The organism is Arthrobacter sp. H-02-3, assembly GCF_003097355.1.
In the GTDB taxonomy this organism is placed as follows: Bacteria; Actinomycetota; Actinomycetes; order Actinomycetales; family Micrococcaceae; genus Arthrobacter; species Arthrobacter humicola.
On the sequence record NZ_PYUI01000004.1, the window covers coordinates 122,466 to 140,036 of the forward strand.

Sequence of the window (17,571 nt, forward strand, 5' to 3'; positions counted from 1 at the left end):
CACTGAACCAAGGATCTCAAGGAAGCCAGGTGAATCTCCGGATGGAAATGCCCGGGTTCCTCTACGGCTTTTACGAGCGCAAACTGCAGCGCTCCCTGGACCCGGAGCGGATCCCCCGGCACATCGGCGTCATGGTGGACGGCAACCGGCGCTGGGCCCGCCAGTTCAATGCCCCCACGAGCCAGGGGCACCAGGCCGGCGCGGACAAGATCCACGAATTCCTTGGCTGGTGCCAGGAACTCGGCGTCAGAGTGGTCACCTTGTACATGCTCTCCACGGACAACATGAACCGCTCCGGCGAGGAACTGGACCTCCTGATGGGCATCATCGCCAACACCCTGGACCGGCTCGACGAGGACGCCGACATCTCCGTCCACGCCATGGGCGCCCCGGAACTGCTGCCGGACTACCTGGCCGAGCGGCTGAACAATCTCACGGCCCGCACTCCGGCGCACGAAAAGCTGCACGTCAATGTCGCCGTCGGCTATGGCGGACGGCGGGAGATCGTCGACGCCGTCCGGGAGCTGCTGCATGACGCCGTCAGTCGGGGAGCGGACATCGGAAAACTGGCCGATGAACTCACCGTCGATGACATCTCGCGGTTCCTCTACACAAGGGGCCAGCCGGATCCGGACCTAGTGATCCGCACCTCCGGGGAGCAGCGGCTATCCGGGTTCCTCATGTGGCAAAGCGCCTACAGTGAGTTCTACTTCTGCGAGGCCTTGTGGCCGGCGTTCCGCAAGGTCGACTTCCTGCGCGCCCTGCGCGATTACGCCGGCAGGCAGCGCCGCTTCGGCGCCTGAACCGTTCACACGGAGTTCACAAACCGGCAACAAGAATCGCCGTCAAATTGGCGGACAAACCCACCCCCTGAGACGTACGTTTATCCCATCGGCGGGCAATTCGCCGGCCGATCGGGGAGGCCAGTACATGGAGCGGAAGTTCGCACCGGGTGTATGGGAGGCCGCGTGCGGCCTTCAGGCCGAGCCGCCTCACCAATAACAAATCCGGGCATTGCCCCGGGGCTGGAGTCGATGTGGCTATTTCTGAGCAACTGCCCGATGTCATTTCCGACCAGGGACAGAAAGCTACCTCTCGCGCCAAGCGAGCCACCTCAAAGACCGGCGCAGCGGATTCCGCCGCGGCCGGTCTTGCTGTTTCCGGGGAAGGAACAGGAATCCGGGGCACGGCCCGCAGTTTCGTGATCGACACCTCCGTGCTGCTCTCCGATCCGCGGGCCCTCCTGCGCTTCGCCGAGCACGAGGTCATCCTGCCGATCGTCGTCATCACCGAACTCGAAGGAAAGCGCCACGACCCTGAACTGGGGTACTTCGCGCGCAAGGCGCTCCGGCTCCTGGATGACCTGCGGCTTGAGCACGGCGGCCTGGACCGTCCCATCCCGCTGGGCCGCGACGGCGGCACGCTCATGGTGGAGCTGAACCATATCTCCGCAGAGGTGCTGCCGGCCGGCTTCCGCGGGGCGGACAATGACAGCCGCATCCTCGCGGTGGCGAAAAACCTGGCCAACGAGGGCCGCGACGTGACGGTGGTGTCCAAGGACCTGCCGATGCGCGTCAAAGCCTCGGCCATGGGGCTGATGGCCGACGAATACCGCAATGAACTCGTCAAGGACTCCGGCTGGACCGGCGTCGCCGAGATCGACGCGGGCGAAGACGAGGTCGCCACCCTCTACGGGCACGAGCCGGTCTTCATCCCGGCCGCGGCCGAAATGCCGACCAACACGGGGCTTGTCCTGCTCTCCAGCCGCGGCTCGGCCCTCGGCCGGGTCGGGGCGGACAAGCAGGTCCGGCTCGTCAAGGGTGACCGCGACGTCTTCGGCCTCCACGGCCGCTCGGCGGAGCAGCGGCTCGCGATCGATCTCCTCATGGACCCGTCCGTCGGGATCGTCTCCCTCGGCGGCCGCGCCGGCACCGGCAAGTCCGCGCTGGCCCTGTGCGCCGGTCTCGAAGCCGTCCTGGAGCGCCGGGAACACCGCAAGGTGATCGTCTTCCGGCCCCTGTACGCCGTGGGCGGCCAGGAACTGGGCTACCTGCCCGGATCCGAGGCGGAAAAGATGAACCCGTGGGCGCAGGCCGTCTTTGACACGCTGGGCGCGCTGGTCAGCCAGGAAGTCGTCGAGGAAGTGATGGACCGGGGCATGCTCGAGGTCATGCCGCTGACCCACATCCGCGGCCGCTCGCTGCATGACGCGTTCGTGATCGTCGACGAGGCGCAGTCCCTGGAGAAGAATGTGCTTCTGACGGTCATGAGCCGGATCGGCCAGAACTCGAAGATCGTCCTGACCCACGACGTCGCCCAGCGCGACAACCTGCGGGTCGGACGGCACGACGGCGTGGCCGCGGTGGTCGAGACGCTGAAGGGCCACCCGCTGTTCGGCCACGTCACCCTCACCCGCTCCGAGCGCTCGCCGATCGCTGCCCTGGTGACGGATCTGCTCGAGGGGGCGGAGATCTAGGCTCGCCCCTGGTTTGGGGCCGTGGTCCGGTTCGCCGGACCACGGCCTTTCGCCGTCGCTTAGCGCAGAGGTCCCTTCCCAAGGCTCGCAAGCTCGCCTCGGGGCCCTCGGGACGCTGCTTACGGCGCATGGGGACCACCTGCGGTCGCTGGGCGACCTCCGCGGTCCGATGCGTCGCGATGCGCTCCTTTACGAAAGACCGCGTCCCGGCTGGTGGGCGTCTCACCTTCGGGGCTGCGGTGTCCCGCTAAGGAGCGCATCGCCGACCAAAGCGAAGCGAAGGTCGCCCAGCGACCGCAGCGCAGCGACGGGAGGTGTCTAAGCGACGGCGGGGCGCCGTAGCCACGACCCGGGAGACGGGTTATTTCTGAATACCCAGGTACTTTGCTGTTGCTTCGTGGCCGTTTACCTGCAGGGTCCAGTCGGGGCGCTTGAAGGTGGCCGGGGTCAGGCGGACCTTTTGGACTTCCTGGGGCTGGCCGCCCCAGACGGCGCGGGTGACTCCGTTGGGTTCGTAGCCGAGGGAGCGGGAGACGCCGAGGGACTGCTGGTTCCAGACGGCGGCTTCGGATTCTGCGAGTTCGGCGCCGAGGTAGTCGAAGGCGTAGAGCGCGACGGCGGCACGCATTTCCGTGCCGAGGCCGCGGCCCTGGGCGCTTTGGCGGAGCCAGGATCCCGTGCTGACGGTCTTCAGGGTGCTGAAGGCCTTGGCCGCGACGTCCTGGCAGCCGACGAAGTCGCCGTCGTGCCAGATGCCGAGCAGGATGGTCCAGTCCCCGGGCGTCATGCTGCTGCGGCACCGCCAGTACCACTGCGCCATGTTGGTCCCGAGCTCGTGGGGCGGGGCGTCGGTCCACGGGGTGCTGAAGGGGCTCCGGCCCGGCTCGTGCACGCCGCTGAGGGCGGCCCCGATAGCGGCCGGAATGTCCTCGTCCCGGACAGGGCGCAGCGTCAGGCGCGGCGTGGTCAGGTTCAGTCCGAACGGGGGCCAGTAGTCGGCGGGCGAAGTCATCGCAGGAAGCCTAACGGTACCGGGCCGGGGATGCCAGTCACGCCGCGGCGCTGGCACTGCTACTCTGCCGGAACGTCCCAGCTGATGTGGCGGCGGACGTCCGTGAGGTTCATGGATTCGGCGAGGAACAGGTCGTCGAGCATGTATTCGTCCACGCCCAGGATCCTGAGCCAGTGCCCGTAGGCCGGCTCCGCGCCGGTTTCCGGTGCGTCCAGCCAGCGGCTTGCAACGCAGACGCCGGTGCCGGCGTCGACCCGTAATAGCGTGCGTCCCGGACGGCAGATCGGGGTTGCAGGGTCGGCCGGACGGTACGAGGGGTTCGGACTGACCGTGGTTTCGAGGGCGAGCCGGCCCTCGTGGTCGACCTCCGCGATGGGACCAAGCGCCACAGCGTTGAGGTTCGGGAACTCCAGCGGGACGGGGGAATTCCCCGCGAGCTCCACCGGGTCCAGGACGGCGGCGAAGCGGCCGTTCCCGAAGGACGGTTCGCCGTAGGCTGCCTCCGGGCGGCGGCGCACCAGCCCGTCGTCGTCGTACACCGGGGTGACCAGATGCGGTGGCAGGAGCCAGGTCTTCCGCGTCGAACTGACGTAGAAGCCGCCGCGTGAATCATTGATGCCGGTGGTGCTGGCGATCACCAGTCCGTCGACGGTTTCCAGCCGCAGGGCGCCGGGCCTGCGCAGCCACGCCCGGACGAGGTCGTCGGGGACGGCGGCTGGCGCGGAGCCTGCGGCAGCCTTCACAGGCCGGTCCACGTACTCGAACCTCAGCGACTGCCACTTCCACGGCGAGGACCGGCACAGGTGCCGGAAGGCCGCAGCCTGGTCCGCCGGGCCCCGGGGCGCGAGCGGCCCGCGCCCGTTCCTGCTGTCCCATGCGGCCATATCCACAGTTTACGCGCGGGGACCGGCGGGCCGGACGAATATCCAGTAGCATCCGAGAGTGATCGAACGACTCGGCAACCTGGCCGCCGCCAACCCGCTGGCCTTCTGGCTGGCCCTGGCCGCGTGCGCCTACTTTTTCGTGATGGCCGTCCGGCTCACCGTGATCGATGTCCGGCACCACCTGCTGCCGGACCGCATCGTTTTTCCCTCCTATGCCATCGCCGGACTTCTCCTGCTGGGCGCGGCCGCCAGCCAGCTTCTTCCCGCCGGGCAAGATGCTGCCGGCACACCGGATGCCGGGCTGTTCGGCGTGCCGGGGCTGCGTGTCCTCGCCGGCGGGGCATCCCTGTGGCTGTTTTATTTCGTCCTGCACGCGGTGTATCCGCCGGGCATGGGATTCGGTGACGTGAAGCTTGCAGGCGTCCTGGGAATGTACCTGGGATTCCTTGGCTGGGGGCACGTCTTTGCGGGGACCTTTGCCGCGTTCATCCTCGGCGGCCTGTGGAGCCTCGGATTGCTCGTCGCACGCCGCGGGACGCTGCAATCGGCCATTCCCTTCGGGCCGTTCATGCTCGCCGGAACAGCGGCAGCCATGCTGCTGATCCCCGCCACTTAGGCGGCCGGCATGGCGACCCCGGAGTTCATCATGAGACTGCGCGAGAAGATCGGGCATGAGCCCCTCTGGCTGCCCGGAGTCAGGGGAGTGGTGTTCGACGACGACGGCAGGGTCCTGCTCGGCCGGAGGGCCGACAACGGACAGTGGGGACTGATCAGCGGGATCCTGGAACCGGGCGAGGAACCTGCGCCGGGCCTGCTGCGGGAGATCCTGGAGGAGACCGGTGTGGTTGCGGTTGTGGAGCGGCTGGTTTCTGTTGATGCCGTGGGCCCGACCCGGTATCCCAACGGCGACGTGTGCCATTTCCTGACCCTCGTGTTCCGGTGCCGCTTTGTCTCGGGCGAGGCCCGGGTCAACGACGACGAATCCCTCGACGTCGGCTGGTTCCTGCCGAAGGACTTCCCGGACCTCATGGCCGGACACCTGGAAACGATCCGCCGGGCCAGTGACCCCGCCGCCGACGTCCACTACCGGCGCTGACCCGGGCCAGGCTTACGGTACTGACTCGCATGGCATGCAGCAGGGGCGCCGCAACCCCCAAAGATTGCGGCGCCCCTGGCTGGCGCCGGCCAGCGGATGCGGCCGGGTTCGGGAACGGAGTCCGGAAGATCAGCCGCGCTGGCGGGTGAGCTCGTCGTCGTTCCTGGCAGCCGCGGCTCGTTCCGCCTCGAGCCGCTCGGCTTCCTCGCCGCCGACGGCCTCTCCGCGGGCCACCATTCCGGCGGTGTCCGAGAGCGGAATCTGCTTGAGGGTAATAGCCAGGATCAGGGCGATGCCCAGGAACGGAAGCAGGTACCAGAAGACGGGCGCGAGCGAATCCGCGTAGGCGTTGACGATCGCGTCCTTGAGCTGCGCCGGGAGCTGGCTAAGGGTCTGCGGGTCCATCGTCCGGGTGGACTGCGACGCCTGCTCGGCGGACGCCCCGGCGCCGGTGAAGGCATTGGTCAGGGATTCGGCGAGCCGGGTGGTGAAGATGGAACCGAACACGGCGACGCCCAGGGATGCGCCGACCTCGCGGAAGTAGTTGTTGGTGCTGGTCGCGGTGCCGATCTGGTCCGCCGGCACGGAGTTCTGCACCACCAGGACAATCACCTGCATGATCGAGCCCAAGCCGGCGCCGAAGATAAACAGCTGCACACAGATGACCCAGATGGGGGTGGCGGCCGTGAGCGTGGTCAGCCACAGCATTGCGGCGATGGTCAGGGCCGCCCCGAGGATCGGGAACATATTGTACTTGCCGGTCTTGGAGATCCGGATGCCGGAGAAGATGGCCATGCCCATGAGGCCCACCATCATGGGCAGCATCAGCAGGCCGGATTCCGCGGCGGAGGTCCCGGAGGACATCTGCAGGAACGTGGGAACGAAGGCGATGGCCGCGAACATGCCCAGCCCGAGGGTGAAGCCAATGGCCGTCGAGTTCACGAAGATGCGGTTCTTGAACAGGCTCAGCGGAATGATGGGGTCCTCGGCCCGGCGCTCCACCATGACGAAGGCGGTGGCGGCGAGCACGAGTCCGGCGCCGAAGGCCCACGTCAGCGGCGAATCCCAGCCTTCATCCTTCTTGCCGCCGAAGTCGGTGAAGAAGATCAGGCACGTGGTGGCGGCGGAGAGCAGCAGCACGCCCAGGATGTCGATCTTCTTCTCGGCCTTCTTGTTTGGCAGTGTGAGGGTGAACCAGGCAATCGTGAACGCAGCGATGCCGATCGGGATGTTGATGTAGAAGGCCCACTCCCAGGTCAGGTGGTCCACGAAGAAGCCGCCCAGCAGGGGGCCGGCGACGGCGGAGAGGCCGAAGATGGCGCCCAGCGGGCCCATGTACTTGCCGCGTTCCTTGGCCGGAACGATGTCGGCGATGATTGCCTGGGACAGGATCATGAGGCCGCCGCCGCCCAGGCCCTGGATGGCGCGGAACACCACGAAGCCCCAGAAATCGGTGGCAAAGGCGCAGCCCACGGAAGCGAGCGTGAAGAGTCCGATCGCCACGAGGAACAGGTTCCGCCGCCCCAGGATGTCGCCGAACTTCCCGTAGATCGGCATGACGATGGTGGTGGCCAGCAGGTAAGCCGTAGTGATCCAGGCCTGGTGCTCCACCCCGCCGAGCTTGCCGACGATCGTCGGCATGGCGGTGGAAACGATGGTCTGGTCGAGGCTGGAGAGCAGCATGCCCGCGATGAGGGCGGAGAAGATGATCCAGATGCGTTTCTGGGTCAGCAGCAGCGGCTCGGCTGCTGGCTTGGTGCTGACGGCGCTCATTGCGCTCCTTCGGAAGGGGTGGACTGGGAAGAATTCGTCTGCGAAGAACTGGGCAGCGAAGAACTCGATTGAGAGGTGCTGGACTGCTGGATGTCGGGCCGGGACATGTTCAAGGGGGTCGGGCCGGCCCGGGAGGGGTCGAACGGCAACGCAAAGAGCGTCCGGGCCGCCGCAATGTTTTCCAGCAGCATGTCCTCGTAGGTGCGCGTGTTGCCTTCGGAGAAATAGCCGGCGCTGGTCTTCCTGGCGATGTTGCCCAGGAGAACTACGGCCATGCGCACTACGGGGTGGTCCGTCGGGACGCCTTCCCGGGCCGCGAGAAGCCGGGCGAACTCGGCCTCGCGTTCCTCGGAGGCGCCGATGATCCGGAGCATCAGCTGGGGCTCCTTCTTGATCACGCCGATCAGCTGGCGGGTTTCTTCCTCGGAGCCGCTCATCCGCTCGGCGAGGTCGAGGGACAGCCGCACGAGGTCGGCCAGGAGCGAGTCCGATATTTCGCCGGCGGGCGAGCCGGCGCCGCCTGCCATGAAGCGTTCGACCACCTCTTCGGGAAAGTCGTCGTCGACGTGGCCGAGGATTGCATCTTCCTTGGCAGGGAAATAGTTGAAGAACGTCCGGCGGGAAATGCCCGCCTGCTCGCAGACTTCCTCCACGGTGTAGCCGTTGAGGCCCCGTTCGGCGGTCAGGGAACGCGCGACGGCGGTGATTGCCGCCCGTGTGGCGGCCCGCTTGCGCTCGCGGAGGCCGCCCTCATTAATTGCACTGTTGCCCATAGAGTGTATTTTTGCACTTAATTACAATTAGTGCAAAAGGTGGCGTGGTGCCGGGACACAACGGCGGCCGGCGCCTTTCGCAGGAAAGGCGCCGGCCGCCGGAGTTGGTTGCCGTGGTGACCGGTGCGGCGCACCGGGTGTTGTTTAGGCTTTGTGCGGCGGGCGCGTCATGGACATGACGTCCAGTGCGGTGTCCAGCTGCTCTTCGGTCAGTTCGCCGCGCTCCAGGAAGCCCATGGAGACGACCGTCTCGCGGATGGTCAGGCCTTCGGCCACGGCCTTCTTGGCGATCTTGGCGGCGTTCTCGTAGCCGATGAACTTGTTCAGCGGGGTGACAATCGACGGTGAGGCCTCGGCGAGGAAGCGGGCGCGCTCGACGTTGGCCGTGATGCCGTCAATCATCTTGTCGGCCATGACGCGGCTGGTGTTGGCCAGCAGCCGCACGGATTCGAGGAGGTTGGCGGCCATGACCGGGATGCCGACGTTCAGTTCGAAGGCGCCGTTGGTGCCGGACCAGGCGATGGCGGTGTCGTTGCCGATCACCTGGGCGCAGACCATGATGGACGCTTCGCAGATGACGGGGTTGACCTTGCCCGGCATGATCGAGGAGCCCGGCTGCAGGTCCGGGATGGCGATTTCGCCGAGGCCGGTGTTGGGGCCGGAACCCATCCAGCGGAGGTCGTTGTTGATCTTCATGAAGGAGATCGCGATGTTGCGCAGCTGGCTCGACGCCTCGATGAGGCCGTCACGGTTGGCCTGGGCTTCGAAGTGGTCGCGGGCCTCGGTCAGGGGCAGGCCGGTGTCGGCTGCCAGGAGTTCGATCACGCGCTCCGGGAATCCGGCGGGGGTGTTGATGCCGGTGCCCACGGCGGTGCCGCCGAGCGGGACCTCGGCGACGCGGGGGAGGGAGGCGTTGATGCGCTCGATGCCGTAGCGGACCTGGGCGGCGTAGCCGCCGAATTCCTGGCCCAGGGTGACCGGGGTGGCGTCCATGAGGTGCGTGCGGCCGGACTTCACGACGTCCTTGAACTCCACGGCCTTGCGCTCCAGCGACTCTGCCAGGTAGCCGAGGGCCGGGATCAGGTCATTGATCAGCGCGGACGTGGCGGCCACGTGCACCGACGTCGGGAAGACGTCGTTGGAGGACTGTGAGGCGTTGACGTGGTCGTTCGGGTGGACAACTTTGTCGCTTCCGGCGGACTTGAGGGCACGCGAGGCGAGCTCGGCGATGACCTCGTTGGTGTTCATGTTCGAGGACGTGCCCGATCCCGTCTGGAAGACGTCAATCGGGAAGTCGCCGTCGTACTTGCCGGCTGCAACGAGGTCGGCGGCGTCGGCGATCGCCTGGGCGAGCTCGCCGTCGAGCACCCCCAGTTCGGCGTTCGCCTGGGCGGCGGCCTTCTTCACCCGGGCCAGGGCTTCGATGTGGGCGCGCTCCAGCGTCTTGCCGGAGATCGGGAAGTTCTCCACTGCCCGCTGCGTCTGTGCGCGGTACAGGGCGTTCACGGGAACGCGGACTTCGCCCATCGTGTCGTGTTCAATGCGGAACTCTTCGGTGTTCAACTCATCTGTGGAAGTCATGGGGCTAGCTTATTGGGAGTTGGGGCCCCACCGAAAACCGTGAACGGACCCCGCCGCGGCTGCCGCGGCGGGGTCATCGCAGCTAGAGCCGGCCGATGCTGGAGACGAGGTCGGCCCGGCCGTCAGCAAGGCTGTACGCCAGCCCGATCACGGCGGTGCGGCCGCTGTCGACTGCGCTGGAAATCACCCGGGAACTGTCCACCAGCCGCTGCGAGGTCTGCTTGACGTTCTCGACCACCATGTCGTTGACCTCGGTCTGATTGTTACGCAGGGACGTCAGCACGGCCGGCGTGATCCGCTCCACCAAGCTGCGGATGAAACCGGCCGGCATCTGGCCGGTTTCGACGGCGGCCTTGGTGGCGGTGACGGCGCCGCAGCTGTCGTGTCCCAAGACAACGATCAGCGGAACGTCCAGCTCGCTGACGCTGTATTCGAGCGAGCCGAGCACGGCGTCGTCAATCACCTGGCCGGCGGTGCGGACAACAAAGGCGTCACCGAGGCCCAGATCGAAGATGATTTCGGCGGCGAGCCTCGAGTCGGCGCAGCCGAAAATTACCGCGAAGGGATTCTGATTTTCGACCAGCGACGAGCGTCGTGACGCATCCTGGTTGGGGTGCGAGGACGTGCCGGCGACAAAACGCTTGTTGCCTTCACGGAGACGTTGCCATGCGAGCTCGGGAGTCAGGTAAGTAGCCACGGGGCTACTTTACGGTGAAGGGCTGGCCGAGGGGGAAACTGTTGCGCCCGGGGTGCTGGCCGGAGCCCCGGCAGGCGGGTTGCTCTCGAGCGACTTCACCACGGCCGCGGCCAGGGTGGAGAACTCCTCCAGGGTCGCGGATCCGGACAGGATGACGGTGGTGCCGCGTTCGGCCAGCACCATGGATTTCTCGCCCGTGCCGGTGTCGCGCAGCTCCCAGTCCCGGCCGCCCGCGTTCCGGGTGCCGGTCACCGGCGCGTTCTTGGTCTGCTGCAGGAGCCAGGTGGGGTTGGCCTGCCGGGTCTGCACCAGACCGATGAAGGACTCCTTGGGCGTCAGGTAGCCGACTTCCCAGGCCGGGACGCCGCTGCCCGCGCCGGACTCCCAGCGGGCGTAGTTGGGATGAAATGTGTCGCCGGTATCGGCTGCCACGGGTGTGAATCCCGCCACATCGGCGGCGTTCTGTGCGACGGCGCTGACGTTGATGTTCGGGTGGTACCCGTCGGTCTTGGGCGAGGGATTCATGAGGACGATCGGCAGGAACGCTGCGATGCTCACTACCAGGGCGATGATCATGCCCATCACGGAGGCGTTGGCGCGTTTGGCTGCCGCGGCGGCGATGACGGGCCGGACCGGTGGCTGTCCGGAAGCGTCCGGGCCGGCCGTGGGGGCGCCGCCAGCCGGAGAACCGGGGGCTGCGGGGGAGGTGTCCTGCAATTCACTCACCCCTCTATAGTCGCCCATGTCCGGGCCGATCTCACATTCGCGCCCCGGCGGCCGCCTGAGGGTGAAGTGCGTCACGCACCGGTCATCCCATGACCTGGCTAGGTTGCCGCGACTATGATCAGTAGCAGACGAATCACCGCGACGGATCGATCCTGGCCGTACGGGTTCAACGACCGCCACTCGAAGAAGAGGTTCACGTGACACCAGCGCCTATGTCCCAGAAGTACTCCACGCTTTCCCCCTCGCTCGCCGTCGGGATCGACGAGCCTGACCGCAACCTCGCACTGGAACTTGTCCGCGTCACCGAGGCCGCGGCCATCGCCGGCGGTCACTGGGTGGGCTTCGGCGACAAGAACAAGGCCGACGGCGCCGCCGTCGACGCCATGCGCTCCTTCCTTCAGACGGTCCACTTCAACGGCGTTGTGGTCATTGGCGAAGGCGAGAAGGACGAAGCCCCGATGCTCTTCAACGGGGAACACGTCGGTGACGGCACCGGCCCCGAGTGTGACGTCGCCGTCGACCCCATCGACGGCACCCGCCTGACCGCGCTCGGCATCAACAACGCCCTGGCCGTGCTCGCCGTGGCCGAACGCGGGTCCATGTTCGATCCCTCCGCCGTGTTCTACATGGAAAAGCTCGTCACGGGTCCCGAAGCAGCCGACATGGTTGACCTGCGCCTGCCGGTCAAGCAGAACCTGCACCTCATCGCCAAGGCCAAGGGCGTCAAGGTCAACCAGCTCAACGTCATGATCCTGGACCGCGACCGGCACCGCCCCCTCGTGGAGGAAATCCGCGAAGCCGGCGCCCGCACGAAGTTCATCATGGACGGCGACGTCGCGGGCGCCATCGCCGCGGCACGTGCCGGCACCGGCGTCGACGCCCTCATGGGCATCGGCGGCACCCCGGAAGGCATCGTCGCAGCCTGCGCCATCAAGTCCCTCGGCGGCGTCATCCAGGGCCGGCTGTGGCCCACGAGCGACGACGAGAAGCAGAAGGCGATCGACGCCGGCCACGACCTCGAGCGCGTGCTGTCCACCAACGACCTCGTCTCCAGCGACAACTGCTACTTCGCGGCCACCGGTATCACCGACGGCGACCTCCTCAAGGGCGTCCGCTACTCCAAGGACAAGGTCCTCACGCAGTCCATCGTGATGCGCTCCAAGTCCGGCACCATCCGCTTCGTGGACGGCGAGCACCAGGCCAGCAAGTGGGAAGGCTACGCCCGCAAGAGCTAGCACCTGCGCAGCCGCACTGCGCTGCACCAGCATTGACGACGAATCCCGGGGCCGCATCCGCGCCCCGGGATTCGTCGTATTCGGCCCCCAGCGTCTGGTGCCGGGGTTGCTGTTACCGCGGGGTCCATGACCGCCGTCTCCATGACCGCCGTGTCAATTGCCGCAGTGTCAATTACCGCAGGGCGGTGGCAGCGCCGGCGGATTCGGTAGGGTGGAGCCATGACGTGGCTCGTAACTGGCGGTGCAGGATATATCGGTTCTCATGTGGTTTCCGCTTTGCGCGGCGCCCGGATCCAGCCGGTGGTGATTGACTCCCTCTCCAGCGGGCACCGTGAGTTCGTTCCGGCCGATGTGCCGTTCGTCCACGGCAGCATCCTCGACGCCGACCTCGTGGCCCACACCCTGCGGAACCACGCGGTGACCGGCGTGATCCACCTGGCCGGGTTCAAGTACGCCGGGGTGTCCGTCCAGGAGCCGCTGCTGACCTACGAACAAAACGTCACGGGCACCGCCCAGCTGCTCAAGGCCATGGAGCTCACCGGGGTCGACAAACTGGTCTTCTCCTCTTCCGCAGCCACGTACGGCACGCCCACCGGCGACATCGTCACCGAGGCCACCCCCACCAACCCGGAATCCCCCTACGGCGAGAGCAAACTCATCGGCGAATGGCTCATCCGGGACCAGGGCCGGGCCCGGGACCTGAAGCACACCTCGCTGCGGTACTTCAACGTGGTCGGCTCAGGGGCGCCCGAGCTCTACGACACAAGCCCCCACAACCTCTTCCCGATCGTGCTGCGGGCGCTCACGGCGGGCAAGACGCCGCGCATCAACGGCATCGACTACAACACCCCGGACGGCACCTGTGTGCGCGACTACGTGCACGTGGCCGATCTGGCGACCTCGCATGTGGCGGCCGCCCAGGCCCTCGCCGCCGGGACGCCGCTGGAGCGCGTCTACAACCTTGGATCGGGGGACGGGCTTTCCGTGCGCCAGATCATGACGGCGATGGCCAAGGTCACGGGAATCGATTTCGAACCGGAGATCGGCCCGCGCCGGGCGGGGGATCCGGACAGGATCGTGGCCGACGGCACGCTGGCCGCCCGCGATCTGAACTGGAAGATGCGGCACTCCGTGGAACAGATGGTGGCCAGCGCCTATGACGCCCAGCGGCACGCGATCACGGCTGCCGGCTGACGACGCCGGCCGGCGGCGCCAACTAGGGGGCGGTGCATTCTCCCGCCGTCGGCTGCTGCCGGCTAACTGTTCGTGAGGGCGCGGGACCGGGCGCGCAGCTTCTTCGCGAGCTGGGCACCCTTGCGGGCCAGCTGGTAGCTGCCGTAGCGGACCTTCCGGACCGGCAGGTCCCACGTTCCCGGATAGGCGATCTCGCGGCCGCCGAACGATTTCTTGAACGCCGTGAACCCGGCCCACTTGTGGTCGGGCTGGTCCGCGGGTGCCACGCCCCAGAGGTCCACGTGTTTCAGGCCCTTTGCCTGGGCGTCCGCGATCAGGGTGACCAGCAGGGGAATACCCGCGCTGAGCTTGCGGTGCGTGTCATCAAGGGCCGCATGGGCGTAGGTCCGGGTGTCGGCCGAATCGTAGGCCAGGGCGGCGGCGATGGGGTGGCCGTCGAGCTCGGCGATGAACAGCGTCGCGGCGCCGGCCGGCATCAGTGAGCGGGCCACCTGGCCCAGGTACTCGTCGCTTTGCGGCTTGAAGCCGTTCCGGGCTGCCGTCATGTGCAGGAACTCCAGGAGGACGGAGATTTCCGCCGGGTCCTGGCTGGAGCGGAAGGTCACGCCCTTTTTGTGGATGTTGCGGAACAGGTTGCGGTTCACCGGCTTCATGTCCGCCAGGACGTCCTTGAAGTCCCGGTCGAGGTCCACAATCCAGCTCAGCTCCGGTTGCTGGTTGACCGGAGCCGGCTGCAGGCCGCGGCTGCGGAGGACAGCGTCGGCCTCGGCGGCCTCAAACCCCGCGGTGACCGGCTCGACCCGGACAAACACTGCCCCGCTGCTCCGGGCGAGGTCCGTCAGGGCCGCCAGCGCGGCGTCGAACGCCGCCAGCGATTCGGCGACCGGACCGTAGGGGGAGTACAGCAGCTTCCCGGCCGGGTTGGATTCCTCGACGGCGAGGAAGCGCCACCCGGGTCCGGACTGTTCGTGGACCGTGCGTCCCAGCGCACGCTGGAACTCCGCCCACTGCGGGCTCTGCAGGAAATAGTCCATGGTGTCAGGCTTCCAATCCGGTGGTGACGGCAAATGCGAGGGCGGTGCCGGTGGCCCCGGAGACGGCGTGGACGTTGACCGGGGCCTCGGCGGCGGCCAGGAAGGCGCTGCCGCCGCGGTCCAGCCGGAGCTCGCCCTTCGGGGAGTCGAGCCGGACGGAGCCGGCTGTGACGATGATGACGGCGGCACCGGACTGCGCCAGCGGCACGGGCTCCGCACCCGGCGCCAGTTCAATCCGCTGGAGCTGGAATTCCCGGAACGGCGGCCGGAAGAGTTCCTGGCCCAGCATGGTGGTCTCGGCGGAGAGCATGGGCACGGCGACTGCCTCGAACGCGACCGTCTTGAGCAGTTCCGGCACATCGATGAACTTCGGCGTGAGCCCGCCGCGGAGCACGTTGTCCGAGGACGCCATGACCTCGATCCCGAGGCCGTGGAGGTAGGCGTGGACGTTTCCGGCCGGCAAGTAGACGGCCTCGCCCGGCGCCAGCGAGATCCGGTTCAGCAGCAGCGAAATCAGGACCCCCGGGTCGCCCGGGTACTGGCCGTTCAGCGTGAGCACGGTAGACAGCCCGGCCTCGTGCTCCGCCATCGGAGCGCCGGAGGTCAGGACGGCGGCAATCCTGGCCGTCGTGTCGGAGACGTCCTCGCCGCCGGCGATCAGCCGTTCGAAGGCGGACCTGAGGGCCGTCGGCTCGTCCGGCTGCGCCAGGTCCTCGAGCAGTTGCGGGATCAACGGCGGCAGTTCCAGCCCCGCCAGCTCAAAGCAGGCCGCCAGGTGCACGTATACGGCCCGCGATTGAGCCGCAGGCCGGAATCCGCAGAGCGCCTCGAACGGCGTGAGCGCGAAGATCATCTCCGGCTTGTGGTTGTCGTCCTTGTAATTGCGCTCCGCGGCGGCATGGTCGACGCCGGCGGCCTCTTCCCGGGCGAAGCCTTCCCGCGCCTGTTCGAGCGTGGGGTGAACCTGCAGGGACAACGGCGTCGCGGCCGCGAGAACTTTGAGCAGGAAGGGCAGGCGCGGGCCGAACGCGGCCACGCTCCCGCTGCCCAGGCAGTGTTCGGGATCCTCGGCGATCAGCGCGTCCAGCGCCAGCCGTCCGCCGTCGCGCGATGCGGGGGCATGCCGGCCCTCACCGCCGGGCGCCGGCGTCAGGGCGACGGACGGGGAGTCCGGGTGGGCGCCGATCCAGAGCTCCGCTTCGGGACCGCCGGAGGCTGGCCGGCCCAGGAGGTCGGCGATGGCAGTCGGGGAGCCCCAGGCGTAGGGCCGGAGGACGTTCTCAAGTTCGTACATGGCCTGGAACCTATCTGGTCAATGAAGGGTTGTCACTCTGATCTGGTCGCTCTGATCTGCTCGCCTCCGGCGCGGGCAGCAGTCGCGGGCAGCCGGCATGAGCCGCCGTGCGGCCGGGCCCTAGAGCGGCGTGCACTGGCCGTTGGTGGCGACGAGGTCGCGGATGGACTGTTCGTCGCCGTTGCGCTTGAACTGGTTGAGCATCTCTTCGGTGATCGGCTGGCCGTCCGGGGTCGTGGTGACCGGGGTGAAATCCGACGGCGAGGGCTGGGCGGCCGGCGCTGCTCCGGCGGGCGCTGGTGCGGCCGGTGCTGCTCCGGCGGGCGCTGCTGCGGCGGAGGGCGGCCCGGCGGCCGTCCCGTGCTTCGCGGCGCTGCCATCCGCGGCTCCGGCCGACGTCCCGGCGAGCAGTTTGGCGACCCGCGCGTGGATGACGTCGAAGTCCGGGGTCGTTGAGAACGCCGCGTCGAAGTCGGGCGGACCGATAGTCAGGCGGCTGACGTTCTGGCCCTTGGCCTTCATGGCCAGGTCCACGAAGCTGCCGAGCTGGCCGGAGGAGATGTTCGATTCGACCACTTTGGTGCCGGCCTTGGCGATGTCCTCGAACTTGGTCAGCAGGGTTGCCGGGTCGAGCTGTTTGAGCATCGCCTGCTGCACGCACTGCTGGCGCTGGATGCGGGCGTAGTCGTCCACGAACTCCCGGGACCGGCCGTACCAGAGCGCGTGGAAGCCGTCCAGCGTCTGGTCGCCGGCCGGAATCCAGCCGTCCGGCATGCCATGGATGCCGTTGGCCTCATCCACCACGGGGCCGCTGATGGGGACCCAGCCGCCGGCCTTGATCCGGATGCCGCCCATGGCGTCGATGAGTTTGGAAAAGCCGTCCATGTCCACCAGCACGTAGGCCTGGACCTTGATGCCGAGCGTGCCGGAGACCGCCTCCAGCGTTGCCTGTGCCCCGGGGTCCGCCACTCCGGGATAGAGGTCCTGGTGTTCGTTGGTGACCTCGGTGTTGATCGCGTTGATCAGGCATTCGTCGCCGCAGTTGTACCCGTCCGGGTACACCTTGCGCATGGGGGATTCCGCGCTGAACTGGGCGTTCTGGAGGTTGCGGGGAACGGAGATGATCGCCGTGCCGCCGGTCTTGGCGTCGACGCTGATGACCGAGAGGCTGTCCGGCCTGCGGCCCGTGCGGTCCGCCCCGGCATCGCCGCCCATCATGAGGAAGTTGTACCGGCCGTCGGAGGGCTCCAGGGTGGGGCCGGAGCCGGAGAAGATACTGCCGATGGCGTCCCGGCTGACGTTGAGCAGATAGGCCGCGTATCCCAGGGAACCGCTGCTGAGGATCATGGCCAGCACGAGCGTCAGCACCACCGCGGGGCGGATCCGGGGGGTGAGCAGGCCGGGCCGGATCAGCCGCAAAGTGTTCAGGAACAGGGCGGCCCAGCCGAGGGCCAGCAACGCCAGGCCGAGCACCAGCAGAAGCGAGGGGACCGGGCCGGTGAGGATGTTGATCAGCGTGGATCGGGAGACGAACAAGAGCAGCACGGCAAGCAGGGCCAGTGCCCACAGCGTCACGGTCACGCGCAGCGCGGCCCGTCCCAGCCGGCGGTTGCCCGCGACGATCTGGGCGCTGCCGGGAACCAGCAGCGTCATGATGATCAGCACGAACGCCCGCTTGGTCAGCACCGGGGCCGGGGCGCCGGAAGGATTCCGGACCGGGTCGCTCGGTGCCTGCCGGGGCTGCCCGGGGCTCTCGGTGCCGCGCGCGGGGGCGTAGCCGTTGCTCATGTGGAGAT

General features: G+C 67.6%; 16 protein-coding genes. 6 read left to right on the forward strand and 10 right to left on the reverse strand.

Going from position 1 to position 17,571, the window contains the following annotated elements; translation table 11 throughout:
- Window positions 1–41: 41 nt before the first annotated feature.
- Together C9424_RS06105 and C9424_RS06110 are read left to right on the forward strand one after the other, a co-directional pair.
- Window positions 42–803 carry an isoprenyl transferase gene (locus C9424_RS06105; protein WP_091250991.1) on the forward strand — a complete coding sequence of 254 codons (762 nt, stop codon included), beginning with the start codon at window positions 42–44 and terminating at the stop codon, window positions 801–803.
- 233 nt (window positions 804–1,036) lie between these two features.
- Window positions 1,037–2,476, forward strand: a complete 1,440-nt coding sequence (locus C9424_RS06110; protein ID WP_116766007.1) for a PhoH family protein — start codon at window positions 1,037–1,039, stop codon at window positions 2,474–2,476.
- A 361-nt stretch (window positions 2,477–2,837) separates the two neighbouring features.
- On the opposite strand, the gene C9424_RS06115 is transcribed toward C9424_RS06110, so the two are convergent.
- Both C9424_RS06115 and C9424_RS06120 read right to left on the reverse strand, forming a co-directional pair.
- On the reverse strand, window positions 2,838–3,488 hold the full coding sequence (locus C9424_RS06115) for a GNAT family N-acetyltransferase (RefSeq protein ID WP_116766008.1): 651 nt from the start codon (window positions 3,486–3,488) through the stop codon (window positions 2,838–2,840).
- A gap of 59 nt (window positions 3,489–3,547) precedes the next feature.
- Window positions 3,548–4,372, reverse strand: a complete 825-nt coding sequence (locus C9424_RS06120; RefSeq protein WP_116766009.1) for a hypothetical protein — start codon at window positions 4,370–4,372, stop codon at window positions 3,548–3,550.
- Window positions 4,373–4,430: 58 nt separating this feature from the next.
- On the opposite strand from C9424_RS06120, the gene C9424_RS06125 reads away from it, so the two are divergent.
- Together C9424_RS06125 and C9424_RS06130 are read left to right on the forward strand one after the other, a co-directional pair.
- The gene (locus tag C9424_RS06125) at window positions 4,431–4,988 is read left to right on the forward strand and encodes a prepilin peptidase (RefSeq protein ID WP_116766010.1); all 558 of its coding nucleotides are present in this window, start codon (window positions 4,431–4,433) and stop codon (window positions 4,986–4,988) included.
- Between the two features lie 9 nt (window positions 4,989–4,997).
- Complete coding sequence (locus C9424_RS06130; RefSeq protein WP_116766011.1) at window positions 4,998–5,468, forward strand: NUDIX hydrolase; 471 nt, start codon at window positions 4,998–5,000, stop codon at window positions 5,466–5,468.
- A gap of 129 nt (window positions 5,469–5,597) precedes the next feature.
- On the opposite strand, the gene C9424_RS06135 is transcribed toward C9424_RS06130, so the two are convergent.
- The 5 genes from C9424_RS06135 to C9424_RS06155 form a co-directional block, all read right to left on the reverse strand.
- A complete protein-coding gene (locus C9424_RS06135; RefSeq protein WP_116766012.1) occupies window positions 5,598–7,241 on the reverse strand; it encodes an MDR family MFS transporter in 1,644 nt (547 codons plus the stop codon).
- On the reverse strand, window positions 7,238–8,014 hold the full coding sequence (locus tag C9424_RS06140; protein ID WP_237563319.1) for a TetR/AcrR family transcriptional regulator: 777 nt from the start codon (window positions 8,012–8,014) through the stop codon (window positions 7,238–7,240). Before C9424_RS06140 ends, C9424_RS06135 begins: the two co-directional genes overlap by 4 nt.
- Window positions 8,015–8,158: 144 nt before the next feature.
- On the reverse strand, window positions 8,159–9,595 hold the full coding sequence (locus C9424_RS06145; RefSeq protein WP_116766013.1) for a class II fumarate hydratase: 1,437 nt from the start codon (window positions 9,593–9,595) through the stop codon (window positions 8,159–8,161).
- Between the two features lie 82 nt (window positions 9,596–9,677).
- Window positions 9,678–10,292, reverse strand: coding sequence for a carbonic anhydrase (locus tag C9424_RS06150; protein WP_116766014.1), 615 nt, complete (start codon window positions 10,290–10,292; stop codon window positions 9,678–9,680).
- 9 nt (window positions 10,293–10,301) lie between these two features.
- Window positions 10,302–11,036: a DUF4245 domain-containing protein gene (locus C9424_RS06155; protein WP_116766122.1), complete on the reverse strand. Its 735-nt coding sequence runs from the start codon at window positions 11,034–11,036 to the stop codon at window positions 10,302–10,304.
- A gap of 194 nt (window positions 11,037–11,230) precedes the next feature.
- On the opposite strand from C9424_RS06155, the gene glpX reads away from it, so the two are divergent.
- Window positions 11,231–12,253 (forward strand): class II fructose-bisphosphatase, encoded by a 1,023-nt coding sequence (gene glpX, locus C9424_RS06160; protein ID WP_175460428.1) that lies wholly within the window; start codon window positions 11,231–11,233, stop codon window positions 12,251–12,253.
- A 219-nt stretch (window positions 12,254–12,472) separates the two neighbouring features.
- Window positions 12,473–13,447, forward strand: coding sequence for a UDP-glucose 4-epimerase GalE (galE, locus tag C9424_RS06165; RefSeq protein WP_116766015.1), 975 nt, complete (start codon window positions 12,473–12,475; stop codon window positions 13,445–13,447).
- Window positions 13,448–13,509: 62 nt separating this feature from the next.
- On the opposite strand, the gene C9424_RS06170 is transcribed toward galE, so the two are convergent.
- The 3 genes from C9424_RS06170 to C9424_RS06180 all read right to left on the reverse strand — a co-directional run bounded on the left by C9424_RS06170 (window position 13,510) and on the right by C9424_RS06180 (window position 17,563).
- A complete protein-coding gene (locus C9424_RS06170; protein ID WP_116766016.1) occupies window positions 13,510–14,481 on the reverse strand; it encodes a lipid II:glycine glycyltransferase FemX in 972 nt (323 codons plus the stop codon).
- Window positions 14,482–14,485: 4 nt separating this feature from the next.
- Window positions 14,486–15,775, reverse strand: a complete 1,290-nt coding sequence (manA, locus tag C9424_RS06175) for a mannose-6-phosphate isomerase, class I (RefSeq protein WP_116766017.1) — start codon at window positions 15,773–15,775, stop codon at window positions 14,486–14,488.
- 120 nt (window positions 15,776–15,895) lie between these two features.
- Entirely contained in the window at window positions 15,896–17,563 is a 1,668-nt protein-coding gene (locus C9424_RS06180; RefSeq protein ID WP_116766018.1) for an LCP family protein, read from the reverse strand.
- Between the last annotated feature and the right edge of the window lie 8 nt (window positions 17,564–17,571).

Bases quoted from the DNA above. Each gene is read 5' to 3' on its own strand.
- C9424_RS06105 (WP_091250991.1), top strand. From the start codon at position 42: ATGGAAATGCCCGGGTTCCTCTACGGCTTTTACGAGCGCAAACTGCAG.
- C9424_RS06115 (WP_116766008.1), bottom strand. From the start codon at position 3,488: ATGACTTCGCCCGCCGACTACTGGCCCCCGTTCGGACTGAACCTGACC.
- C9424_RS06120 (WP_116766009.1), bottom strand. From the start codon at position 4,372: ATGGCCGCATGGGACAGCAGGAACGGGCGCGGGCCGCTCGCGCCCCGG.
- C9424_RS06130 (WP_116766011.1), top strand. From the start codon at position 4,998: ATGGCGACCCCGGAGTTCATCATGAGACTGCGCGAGAAGATCGGGCAT.
- C9424_RS06135 (WP_116766012.1), bottom strand. From the start codon at position 7,241: ATGAGCGCCGTCAGCACCAAGCCAGCAGCCGAGCCGCTGCTGCTGACC.
- C9424_RS06140 (WP_237563319.1), bottom strand. From the start codon at position 8,014: ATGGGCAACAGTGCAATTAATGAGGGCGGCCTCCGCGAGCGCAAGCGG.
- C9424_RS06145 (WP_116766013.1), bottom strand. From the start codon at position 9,595: ATGACTTCCACAGATGAGTTGAACACCGAAGAGTTCCGCATTGAACAC.
- C9424_RS06155 (WP_116766122.1), bottom strand. From the start codon at position 11,036: ATGGGCGACTATAGAGGGGTGAGTGAATTGCAGGACACCTCCCCCGCA.
- glpX (WP_175460428.1), top strand. From the start codon at position 11,231: ATGTCCCAGAAGTACTCCACGCTTTCCCCCTCGCTCGCCGTCGGGATC.
- galE (WP_116766015.1), top strand. From the start codon at position 12,473: ATGACGTGGCTCGTAACTGGCGGTGCAGGATATATCGGTTCTCATGTG.
- C9424_RS06170 (WP_116766016.1), bottom strand. From the start codon at position 14,481: ATGGACTATTTCCTGCAGAGCCCGCAGTGGGCGGAGTTCCAGCGTGCG.
- manA (WP_116766017.1), bottom strand. From the start codon at position 15,775: ATGTACGAACTTGAGAACGTCCTCCGGCCCTACGCCTGGGGCTCCCCG.
- C9424_RS06180 (WP_116766018.1), bottom strand. From the start codon at position 17,563: ATGAGCAACGGCTACGCCCCCGCGCGCGGCACCGAGAGCCCCGGGCAG.